The organism is Rheinheimera sp., from assembly GCF_020217005.1.
In the GTDB taxonomy this organism is placed as follows: Bacteria; Pseudomonadota; Gammaproteobacteria; order Enterobacterales; family Alteromonadaceae; genus Pararheinheimera.
Genome location: NZ_JAIWOI010000056.1, coordinates 1 through 10,000 on the forward strand (window position 1 = coordinate 1; position 10,000 = coordinate 10,000).

At 47.4% G+C, this 10,000-nt stretch carries 4 protein-coding genes and 2 pseudogenes; 4 read left to right on the top strand and 2 right to left on the bottom strand.

The annotated features are described in order from the left end of the window. Positions 1-308: pseudogene (pabB, locus tag LDL40_RS02770) on the bottom strand (aminodeoxychorismate synthase component I); the annotation flags it as partial. A 308-nt stretch (positions 309-616) separates the two neighbouring features. On the opposite strand from pabB, the gene LDL40_RS02775 reads away from it, so the two are divergent. The 4 genes from LDL40_RS02775 to LDL40_RS02790 all read left to right on the top strand — a co-directional run bounded on the left by LDL40_RS02775 (position 617) and on the right by LDL40_RS02790 (position 9,217). Then, positions 617-2,137 carry a fumarate hydratase gene (locus LDL40_RS02775; protein WP_300993567.1) on the top strand — a complete coding sequence of 507 codons (1,521 nt, stop codon included), beginning with the start codon at positions 617-619 and terminating at the stop codon, positions 2,135-2,137. Positions 2,138-2,190: 53 nt separating this feature from the next. Next, on the top strand, positions 2,191-4,212 hold the full coding sequence (locus LDL40_RS02780) for a S9 family peptidase (protein ID WP_300993568.1): 2,022 nt from the start codon (positions 2,191-2,193) through the stop codon (positions 4,210-4,212). Between the two features lie 63 nt (positions 4,213-4,275). Then, positions 4,276-4,629, top strand: coding sequence for an MmcQ/YjbR family DNA-binding protein (locus LDL40_RS02785; RefSeq protein ID WP_300993569.1), 354 nt, complete (start codon positions 4,276-4,278; stop codon positions 4,627-4,629). A 34-nt stretch (positions 4,630-4,663) separates the two neighbouring features. Then, positions 4,664-9,217, top strand: coding sequence for an EAL domain-containing protein (locus LDL40_RS02790; protein WP_300993570.1), 4,554 nt, complete (start codon positions 4,664-4,666; stop codon positions 9,215-9,217). A 22-nt stretch (positions 9,218-9,239) separates the two neighbouring features. Here the strand turns inward: LDL40_RS02790 and LDL40_RS02795 are convergent. After that, positions 9,240-10,000, bottom strand: a pseudogene (locus LDL40_RS02795) (peptidase); the annotation flags it as partial.

The window sequence follows — 10,000 nt, forward strand, 5'->3', positions numbered from 1 at the left end:
CCAATAAAAGGTAAATTTTGCTGTTCAGCTGGCTTTGTCTGGTGTGGGAAATAGCGGTTGGTTAATTGCTGTAAGGCGCCAAAGGGATCCATCTGCAATAACTGGCTTTGACCCTGTTCGGTTTGGGTTAATTCGCCCTTTTGATAAACCAGGGTAGCGACAGGCCGAGCGACCAGAATATCAAAACGACTGTTGACATGCTGACTGGCTGCTGAGTCTAGCAACATGGACCATGGTTCTGCTGCAATAGCAGAAAAATACTCGAGCAGATGCGTTGCCTTGGCATCTAACTTTAAAAACTGTGACATAAATCGTCTCGTAAAACGGGCTGGTTCCGGCAAAAATACGTCTGTTGACTAGCCGCTGGATCTGTTGCGCTGTATGATATCAGCATTAGTTAACCTGAACACGAAAAATGCCTTTTGGTCTGGATGCAGAACAGCCAACAGGAAATTTCACAACCACAGAACTTATATTACCCGAAATATTTAGAGTTGTAGCGCGACGACAAGCGAGTGAGTCTTTTGGCGCATAGGTCACTATGTGGTCGGGGCAAAAAGCGCAATCAACAAAACTACAGCGTCTAGATCGACGGGGAATAATGGAAGGGCACAGTATGACGGTGATTCGCCAGCAAGACTTTATCGACAGCATTGAAGATGCGTTACAGTATATCTCCTTTTATCATCCACTGGATTTTGTCCAGGCTTTGGAAAAGGCCTACCACAAAGAGCAAAACCAGGCCGCTAAAGATGCGATAGCGCAAATCCTGATCAACTCCCGAATGTCAGCTGAAGGCAACAGACCTATCTGTCAGGACACTGGTATTGTGACCTGTTTCGTGAAAATTGGTATGGACGTGAAATGGGACAAAACCGATATGACTGTGCAGCAAATGGTGGACGAAGGCACACGCCGTGCTTATCTGAATCCACATAACCCGCTGCGTGCGTCTATTGTGGCTGACCCTGCAGGCGCCCGGAAAAACACTCAGGATAACACGCCTTCCGTAGTGCATATCGATATGATCCCTGGCCACCACGTTGAAGTCGCTATTGCGGCCAAAGGTGGCGGCAGCGAAAATAAAACCAAAATGGTGATGCTCAATCCTTCCGATTCGGTGGTGGAGTGGGTGCTGGAAACTCTGCCAAAAATGGGTGCCGGCTGGTGTCCACCAGGCATGTTGGGCATAGGTATTGGCGGTACCGCAGAAAAAGCAGCAGTACTGGCCAAAGAAGCCCTGATGGAGCCAGTGGATATTCAGGACTTGCTGGAAAAAGGTGCTGAAACAGCTGATGAAAAATTACGTGTTGAGCTGTACGACAAAGTCAACAAGCTGGGTATTGGTGCTCAGGGCCTGGGCGGCTTAACTACAGTTGTAGATGTAAAAATCAAGTCAGTTGCCACGCACGCAGCATCTAAACCTGTGGTGATGATCCCTAACTGCGCCGCGACCCGTCACGTGCATTTCCATTTAGATGGTTCAGGCCCTGCGGTTTTAACGCCACCTAAGCTGGAAGACTGGCCTGAAGTGACCTGGGAGCTTGGTAACAATGTACGCCGGGTAAATTTAGATACTGTGACTCCTGCCGACGTACTGGAGTGGAAAGCCGGTGAAACTGTATTACTGTCCGGTAAAATGCTGACAGGCCGTGACGCTGCGCACAAACGCATAGCTGATATGCTGGCCAAAGGCGAAGCTTTGCCAGAAGGCGTTGACTTTAAAAACCGCTTTATTTACTACGTAGGCCCTGTAGATGCAGTAGGTTCTGAAGTGGTAGGCCCGGCTGGCCCAACTACGGCCACTCGTATGGATAAATTCACCGACATGATGCTTGGTAAGTTTGGTTTACTGGGCATGATTGGTAAATCCGAGCGCGGCGACAAAACAGTAGAAAGCATCAAAGAGCACAAAGCAGTGTATTTAATGGCGGTAGGTGGTGCTGCTTATTTAGTGTCCAAAGCTATTAAAAAGTCCCGCGTTGTCGCCTTTGCTGATTTAGGTATGGAAGCCATCTACGAGTTTGACGTAGAGGATATGCCAGTGACTGTGGCTGTTGACAGTCAGGGAAATAACGTGCATAAACAAGGACCTGCTATTTGGAAAGTGAAGATAGCTGAACTTGCCAATAACTAAAAAATGATTAATAACGCCCTGACTTTCAGGGCGTTTTTCTACTGGGAGAATCTATGAAAGCCTGGATCTTTCTGACCGCAGCTCTGCTAAGCGGTGCCGCTGTTGCTAAAACTCCGTTGACCATCGAACACTTAAATAAATTAAACAAAGTCTATGATGTGGTCGTTTCCCCTGATGGCCGTTATCTGGTGTACGGCCAGAAAAATGGCGGGCTGGCTCCTGCCGATACCAGCGCAGATTTATACCTGATGGACTTGCAACAAGGTAATAAAGTCAGCCGCCTGACCTTTAACGATGATAAAGAACACAGCGTCGCCTGGAGTAACGACAGCAGCGCCTTATATTTTATCGCTGGTCGCTCCGGAAGTTCTCAGGTTTGGCGTCTGCCGATCACTGGTGGTGAAGCACAACAAATCACAGATTTACCTTTGGACGTGGATGGTTTTTTAGTCTCAGCTGATGGCAGTAAACTTGTGCTGCAAATGGCGGCTAAACCAGGTTGCGAAACCTTATCCTGCACAGTAGAAGCAAAACAGGTCAAAGCAGGTCAACAAGACAGTGCTATGGTATACGATCAATTGATGGTGCGTCATTGGGATACCTGGGCAGACGAATTCAGAAGCCATTTGTATGTTGCCGATTTAACAGCTAAAAAAGTAACAGAAGCCAAAGATTTATTGCCGGAGTGGAACACAGATATCGCCGGTATCACCGAAGTGTCTTTTACCCCGGACGGCAAAAATCTTGTGTTTAGCGCTAAAATTCCTGGTGTCGATCAGGCGTGGCATACCAATTTTGATATTTTTCAGGTGTCGCTCAAAGGCGGTGAAAAAGTCAACTTAACCCGTGACAATGCGGCCTGGGATGCTAAGCCTTCATTCTCCAGTGATGGCCGCTTTATGGCCTATTTGGCAATGAAAAAGCCGGTGTATGAAGCCGATCGTTTTGGTCTGATTTTACTGGACATGGTGACAGGCCAGCGCAAAGAGCTCGCGCCTGAGTGGGACAGATCGATCAGTGATTATAAATTTGGTGCAGACAACAGAACCATTTATGTCACGGCCCAGGATACAGGCCAGCATGGCATTTTTTCTATAAACACCAGTTTTGGTGATATCAGTAAAGTCTATGCCGAGGGTACAGCGGGCGATCTGAATGTAACAGGCAATAAACTTATTTTTACTAATCACAGTCTGGACAAACCTACGGATATTTACCAGATCACAGCAGAAACCGGCGCGCCAACGGCTCTGACTCAAATCAATAAAGAAGCACTGGCCGATATTCAGTTTGCAGAATTTGCTCAGTTTAATTTCCCTGGTGCCAATGATGAAACGGTGCATGGTTATTGGATGAAACCCGTCAATTACAAAGAAGGCCAGAAATACCCTATTGCCTTTATTGTGCACGGCGGGCCGCAAGGCAGCTTTGGCAATATGTTTAACTACCGTTGGAATGCGCAGTTATGGGCCGCTCAGGGTTATGGCGTAGTGATGATCGATTTCCACGGTTCTACCGGCTATGGTCAGGCTTTTACTGATTCTATTGCCCGCGATTGGGGTGGTAAGCCTTTAGTGGATTTACAAAAAGGCCTGGCATTTATCACTGAAAAAGAAAAATGGCTGGATGCTAAAAACGCCTGTGCTTTAGGTGCATCGTACGGCGGTTACATGATGAATTGGATTGCTGGTAACTGGCCCGAAGGTTTTAAATGTTTAGTCAATCACGCCGGTTTATTCGATATGCCAAGTTTTTACGGCAGCACCGAAGAGTTGTGGTTCCCAGAACATGACATGGGTGGTCCGGTGTGGAACAAAGAAGGCGATTATCAGAAGTTTAATCCGTCTGCTTTTGTCGCTAACTGGAAAACACCTATGCTGGTGCTTCATGGCTTAAAAGATTTCCGGGTGCCTTACGCGCAGGGATTAGGTGCTTTTACCACTTTGCAGCGTAAAGGGATTGAATCCAAACTGGTGATTTTCCCGGATGAAAACCACTGGATCTTAAAACCACGTAACGCTGAGCGTTGGTATAACGAAGTATTTAGCTGGATGAAGTTACACACCAGCAAATGATCTACGCGAACAAGGCTGCTGTGTGCAGCCTTGTTGTTTCTGCATCTGCTGTGGACCTACTGAATGGATTTTTCCCTGGCGCGTGACTATTGTCTCGGACTCTTGGGTACAGAGGAAGATTTTCCTTTTGGCCCAAATATCTATGTCTATAAAGTAAAAGGCAAAATCTTTGCTATCCTTGGCACAGACCAAGGCAAAACGAGGTTGAATTTAAAATGTGATCCGGATGAAGCTCTGGCGTTGCGTGATATTTTTCCTGCGATACAACCTGGTTACCATATGAACAAAAAGCACTGGAACACGCTCAATTTAAATTACACTGTGCCAGAGCAGGAAATTAAAAGACAAATAGAACAGTCGAGGCTTTTGGTGATCCAAGGCTTACCAAAAGCTCAGCGACAGCTGTTGCTGAAATAAAACTAATTAGAACAATAAACTGACACGGATATACATGGCGACACCTGCTTACCCTTTAACTGCTATTCGTATTGTGCTGCTTTACTGCAGTTTTGCATTGTTATGGATTTTTGGCTCTGATCATTTGTTGCATCTGACCATCACTGACCCTGAAACCAATTCGTTGCTAGGTACAGTGAAGGGGGTGGCATTTGTCTGTATCAGCGGATGTCTGCTTTATTTGCTTCTTGCAACCTGGCGTAAACAGCAGTTTTTTGATTCTCCTGTTTCGGTGCGCTACAAGCAACTGCGACTGATCGCGTTGATCCTGGCGTTTTTACTGGCAATACCCACTATGGCCGTTATAACTAAATGGGTACATGGCAATCAGTTAAAAGCAGAAGCGCTGGCAGATTTGCGTACTGTAACAGATATTAAAAAGCAACAACTGGAGCTTTGGCTGGCTGAGCGGCACTACGATATCGCAGGTTTGTCCCGTGACAGCTCCTTCAGGCAAAAGTTACAGCTGTACCTTGAGTCGGGAAGCGAAGAGCAGCAACTTGATGTCCGTAATCGACTGGCTTCAATGATTGCACAACATTCATTTAGTTCCGTATTGTTATTTGACGAAGATAAACAGTTGCTGTTATCGCTTGGCGCTGAAGTAAAGTTTGATCTCTTGTCTGTGGATTTAAATGTGCCACAACCAGCAGCCCAATGTGACAGTCAAAATACTCAGCGCTATTGTCAGTTAAGCTGGTTTTTGCCCCTTGCTATTGGAGCGCACATTTATCAGTTGGCGTTTGTTGTCGACACCAGTCAATACTTGTTTCCTGCGGTACAAAATTGGCCAGTATCCAGTCCTACCGCTGAAGTCATACTGGTACAGCAGCAAGACCGCTCTGTCGTATTTTTAAATCCATTACGCCATCCTCAGCAAGCAGTGATGACCACAGTGGATATTGACGGTCCTTTACTTGCCGCCAAAGCCTTGCGACAACGGCAGTTCCATACTGCAGAAGGTTTGGATTACCGGGGGCAGGAAGTTCTTGGTGCTTACACTCCGGTGCAGAATACCAATTGGATGCTGGTCAGTAAGATTGACGTAGCAGAGGTGCTGTTACCGCTGGAAACTTTGCTATTGTGGATGTCTGTGATCTCAGGTGCTTTGTTAATGCTGCTGGTGCTCGGCGCTTTGTTTTATTGGCGGGAGTTGATTCAGTCTCATCAGTTGGCATTAGCCGCCAAGCAGACAGAACAGGACAAAACAGTACAGGCTTTTTTTGATTTACCCTTTTCCGGTATGGCAATTTTGTCTCGTATTCACCAGCCCTTTATCCGTGTGAATAAAAAACTGCAATCAGTGCTTGGCTACTCTGAGCAGGAATTACTGGTGATGTCTTTGCGTGATTTAGCGCATAACACAGAACAATTTATGACAGGCAGTTTTGTTGGCAGAGAACAAAACTTTGTTGAGTCGGATATTCAGTTGAAGCATAGCTCAGGTCGCATTCTGACTATCAAACTTATGATGCAAAGGTTTAGCCAGGAAGGACAGCCAGATCTGTTACTGGCGACTTTTGACGATGTCACAGAAAAACGCCAGTTGTATGCAGATCTCAATCGTAGCCATCAGCAACAAATGCAGAACTCACAGCAGCTGGATGCCATTTTGTCAGCCAGTTCTACCGTACTGCACCGGATCGAAGTGGACGGCACCAGTTGCCGTACGACCTGGGTAAGCAACAACATAGACCGTTTGTTTGGCTACAGTGTTGAGCAGTCGTTAACCGAGTCCTGGTGGGAACGTGGGCTTCACCCTGATGACAAACCTTCAGCGGGCAACGCGATAGAGCTCACCCTGAAGCATGGACATTACCGCCATGAATATAGATTTTATGACGCTACAGGCGCGGTGCGTTCTATCCGCGATGACTTGCGGCTACTACCAGCCCTTGTAGAGGGGCGCCAGCAAATCATTGGCGCTATGGTGGATATCACTGAGCTTAAGCAGGCCAGGTCTGAGCAAGAGGCGACCAACGATAAGCTCAAGACATTGTTTAATACAATGTCAGAGGGCTTAGTACTGCATGACAAGACTGGCGCTATAGTGGACGCTAATCAGGCGGCTGAGCAGATGCTCAATAGCAGCCTGGATGAAATGAAGGGCAATATTCCGCATGCAGAACACTGGAGAACTATTTTCGAAGATGGTTCAGAGTTTCCTGCAGAATTGTATCCAAGTAACGAGGTGCTCCGCACCGCTAAGCCTGTCCAGGATGTAGTGATGGGCATAGAGCGGGGAAATGTTCAACGCTGGCTGAAGGTCAACGCTCAGCCTTTATTTGAGCAAGAACAACTTTGTGGAGCATTAGTCACCATAGACGATATCAGTGCTGAAGTTGAATTTCGCCGGCAGTTAAAACAGCGGGCTTTGGTCATGTCTAATCTGGCCGATATGGCTGCTCGTTTTTTACAACACAGCGATTGGTTACAGTTATTGCGCAGCATGATGCCTTCGATCAGCAGAGCTTTAGCTGTTGATGCGATTTATTTGTATCAGACCAGTGTGCTGCAGGAGCTGGTCAGCGGGACTTTATTAACCCACTGGCGGCGGGATCAAAAAGAGCATGTCCGCACTTTCAAAGAGCTGAACAATAAACTGTCACGCTGGTATCCGGCTATTGAGCAACTGGCTAAAGGCAATATAGTGGCAGGGCAGGCCACAGAGATGGACGCCATGCTACAACCTGTGCTGAAACGTTTTCGGGTGCAGGCTATAGCGCTGATGCCAGTGATGGTCGACGGATTGTGGTGGGGGCTTTTGGGAGTAGAGCAACATCATAGTTGCCGGGAATGGAATCAGGTCGAACTGGATGCATTGAATTTACTGGCAACAGCTCTGGGGAATGCTGTCAAACGGCAGCAATTTGAATCATCACTGCAACAAGCTGCCGCAGTTTTTGAAAGTACCCGTGAAGGTATTATGGTGACCGATGCATCAAATCGGATCATTCAGGTCAACCAATCTTTGTTGCAAATGCTGGGTTATCAGGAAGATGAGGTCATAGGTAATACGCCTGCTATGTTCGCTTCAGGGCGTCATGACCAGGCTTTTTATCAGCAAATGTGGCAAGAGCTGGCTGAACAAGGGCATTGGCAGGGCGAAGTATGGAACAGGCGTAAAAATGGGGAGATTTACCCTGAATTATTGAGCATTAACAGCATCCTTGATGCGACGCAACAAGTGAGCCACTACGTGGCGGTGTTTGCCGATATTACTCAGTTAAAGGCATCGGAGCAGGAGCTGGCTTATCTGGCTCATCACGATGTTCTGACCGATTTACCCAACCGTTTGCTGATGAGCTCTCGCTTACAAAATGCAGTAGATTTAGCCAAGCGGGATCAGCATCAGTTTGCGGTTTTGATGATGGATTTGGACCGCTTTAAGTACATCAACGACAGTTTTGGTCATCCCTCTGGTGACGAACTGCTCAAACTGGTCGCTGCTTCGCTAAAACAGCGTTTAAGAGATATAGATACTGTGGCGCGTTTTGGCGGTGATGAATTTATTATTTTGCTGGAGCAACTGCACCAAAGCGAAGATGCTGCCCGTTTTGCGACCCAATTGATCAAGGATATGAGCCATCCCTGGCTGTTAAGTAACAATGCCGAAGTACGGATTGGCGCCAGTATTGGTATTTCTGTCTACCCGGATCATGGTTCGGATGGCGAAACCTTATTAAGTAATGCCGATGCAGCTTTATACAGAGCGAAAGAGCAAGGCCGTGGCCGTTTTGCTTATTATTCGGATGATCTGACACTGTATGCCCGCCAGCGTATCGATTTGGAAGCCCGTTTACGTGGTGCCTTAGCTCAGCAGCAGTTTTTAGTGTATTACCAGCCACAAACAGATATAAAAACCGGACAGATTGTTGGTGCCGAAGCGCTGATCCGCTGGAATGATCCGGTAGAAGGGCTGATCTCTCCTGCACTATTTATTCCTATAGCAGAAGACACAGGGTTGATAGGCGTGATAGGAGATTGGGTACTGACCGAAACCTGCCGTCAGGGCGCATTGTGGCGGAAATTGGGCTTACCTGATTTAAAATTGGCGGTAAATTTATCTTCACATCAATTCAGCCATGGTGATATAGGGGCGAGGACTAAAGAAGTATTGCAGCAGACCGGGTTCCCGGCAGAGCTACTTGAACTGGAGCTGACGGAAAGCGCCATCATGTCGCGGGAACAACAAGCTGAAATAGTATTGTCCGACTTGCATGCTATGGGGATCAAACTGGCTATAGATGACTTCGGTACAGGCTATTCATCATTTGCCTATTTGCAGCGTTATCAATTGGATGTGCTGAAAATTGATAAGAGTTTTATCGATGATGTGGCACATAACAGTGAGAGTCAGGCCATAGTGACAGCTATTATTTCAATGGCGCATATTTTAGGCTTAAAAGCTTTGGCTGAAGGGGTTGAGCAGCAAGCCCAACTGGACTATTTGTCTATGCAAGGCTGTGACTATTATCAAGGTTATTTACGAAGCAAACCTTTGCCTGCAGAGCAGTTTGAGCAATTGCTCCGCAGCCAGATGCAGTAACAGCGCAGTAACAGGGCTCAATTTAGCGGCTGAATTCGCCAGGGCTCAGTGGCAATTCAAGCAATAATGCAAAAGCGCGCAACAACATCTCTTCGTGTGGATTGATCCGTTGATCGGCCGACACAGCAGCTTTGAGCATCTGCCAGAGTTGTTTTTTCAACAGGGCTGTCGTCTGTATCAGTTCAGGCAAGTAAGAGTGCAACTGCTCAAAGCTGACGGCTGGCCGCTGCGTTTGCTTATCCAGTCCCAAAGCCTGCAGACCAGCCTGCCAGGCTTGCAGTTGCTGAGGCTGCGAAGCCTGATCTGCACACACAGCTAATAAGGCCAGGGCAGCAGGCCGTATTGTCGAAAGCTGAGCAGCCTGGTCTTTTTTGTGCAATAAGCCTGGGTCAAACTGGCTTCCTACACAATGCCGCAGCCAACTGAGCAAAGTCCACTCTAGTAAATTCTCTTTACCGTCAGCCTGACTGAGGGTCAGACAGAGCTGCTGGAAATCCTCAAATTGTTGTCTGGATAACTGCTTCAGACTGGGAATAGCCAATTGTACCAACTGTAATTTCTGACCAGGTGCAAGTTGGCGAACCTGCTGATACAAAGAGTCTATGTCTTGCAATAACAGGCTGTGGCCAAGCTTTTTGACTATATCCCATTGTTGCGCCAGATGTTCAGGTTCGATCAGGCAGGCACAACACAAAGCGGGCGCTGAAGCTGCGTGGCGGCTGCTGTTCAGCAGCAAAGGTGGCAGGGCTGCAAGCAGAGTAGCGGCGAGCTCTGTACCAGCCA

What these genes read in the sequence shown, in the direction of transcription:
- LDL40_RS02775 (WP_300993567.1), top strand. Translation starts at nt 617, where the DNA reads ATGACGGTGATTCGCCAGCAAGACTTTATCGACAGCATTGAAGATGCG.
- LDL40_RS02780 (WP_300993568.1), top strand. Translation starts at nt 2,191, where the DNA reads ATGAAAGCCTGGATCTTTCTGACCGCAGCTCTGCTAAGCGGTGCCGCT.
- LDL40_RS02785 (WP_300993569.1), top strand. Translation starts at nt 4,276, where the DNA reads ATGGATTTTTCCCTGGCGCGTGACTATTGTCTCGGACTCTTGGGTACA.
- LDL40_RS02790 (WP_300993570.1), top strand. Translation starts at nt 4,664, where the DNA reads ATGGCGACACCTGCTTACCCTTTAACTGCTATTCGTATTGTGCTGCTT.